The sequence below is a fragment of the Sabulicella glaciei genome, from assembly GCF_026183895.1.
Classification (GTDB): domain Bacteria; phylum Pseudomonadota; class Alphaproteobacteria; order Acetobacterales; family Acetobacteraceae; genus Roseococcus; species Roseococcus glaciei.
Map to the genome: position 1 here is coordinate 1 of NZ_JAPFQI010000052.1, position 1384 is coordinate 1384.

Genomic DNA, 1384 nt, shown 5'->3' on the forward strand with positions numbered 1-1384 from the left:
GTTCTCTAATTGCTGCCGTCAAGCGTCGAACGTGTGATCGACCACGCCGGGCTCATGGTTCTCTTCGTGGTCGGCGGTTGCCGCCACACCATGGCCTTGGGTGGGTCTGGGCGGGCCAATGTGGTGTTCGCCTTGTGCTGCAGGGGCAGCCCGGCATGTCAGGGATCGGCCTCGACCCTCGCCCTCGTCCCGGCGGGGACGAACTCGTCCGGCCCGTGACGGCCGGGTATCCAGATCAGGCCGCCGCGGCTGCCCTTCCCGCGGGGCGGAACTCGGTGCCGTCACGCCACATGCGGTGCAGGATGACCGAAAGCTTCCGCGCGACGGCGACCTTCGCCTTCTTGAACCCAGATCGCCGCGCGAGGTCGAGGCCCCAGGCCCGCAGCGCCGAGGGACGCTTGATGCGGGTGAGGATCACGTTCGCCGCCTCATAGAGGTGGGCGCGCACCGTCTTGTCGCCGCACTTCGAGACGCGGCCTGTCCGATCAACCTCGCCCGAGGCATAGCGCCTGGGCGTCAGGCCAAAATAGGCGCCCACGCTCGTTGATCGGCGGAACCGCGCCGGCTCGTCGATGCCCGCCCAGACCGAAAGCGCCACCACGCCGCCGACGCCCGGCGCCGTCATGAACCGACGGCACGCCTCGTTGGCACGGACCGCGCGCATGACCTCGCGGTCGAGGGCGGCAATGCGCCGCGACACCTCGTCGCGAGTGGCCAGAAGCGTTTCGACGATCCGTGCGAGCTCGGGGCTGTCCGCCAGGTCGGAGGCGGTCACCTCCGCCGCCCGCTTGCGGAACCCACCAGCGGGCTTGCCCATGATCACGCCAAACGTCTTGAGCAAGCCACGGATCTGGTTGGCGATGTCGCCGCGCACGGCGACCAGCAAGGCGCGCGACGCGAGCAGGGCGCGCGCCAGATGGCTCGGGCCCGACTTCACGTGCGCTTCGCGAAACCAGCCCGTGCGCATGATCTGGGCGAGGCCGGCTGCGTCGTTGCGGTCGGTCTTGTTGATGCGCATGGACAGCGCCGCCTTGGCGTGCCGCGCGTCGATGCAGATGACAGGCAGGCCACGAGCGCGCAACTCGCCGTGTAGCCACACGGACAGCGGGCCTGTCTCCAGGCCCAGGCGCACCGCGTCCGGCGCCTTGGCCCCGACGAACGCGGCGATTGCTTCCGGTGTCGAGGGCACTTTGCACTCGGCCACCACCTGGCCGTCCTCGTCCACGACGCAGACCGCGGTCTCGTCGAGTGACACATCCAGTCCGACAAAGGTCTTCATTGCACGCCTCCGGCTTTCCATCGACCGGGCATGGGGCCCGGCCCATCAGGATGCCGACGCCAGCACCAGCGGCGCCAAGCGCGATTAGGCTATGTGGTGTAGGAG

At 69.1% G+C, this 1384-nt stretch carries 1 protein-coding gene; it reads right to left on the reverse strand.

Annotation, left to right across the window (positions count from 1 at the left end; genetic code table 11):
* Positions 1-235: 235 nt before the first annotated feature.
* Entirely contained in the window at positions 236-1279 is a 1044-nt protein-coding gene (locus OF850_RS23325; RefSeq protein WP_301592829.1) for an IS110 family RNA-guided transposase, read from the reverse strand.
* Positions 1280-1384: the final 105 nt, after the last annotated feature.

Excerpts from the sequence above, each read along its gene's own strand:
- OF850_RS23325 (WP_301592829.1), bottom strand. The coding sequence starts at position 1,279 with ATGAAGACCTTTGTCGGACTGGATGTGTCACTCGACGAGACCGCGGTC.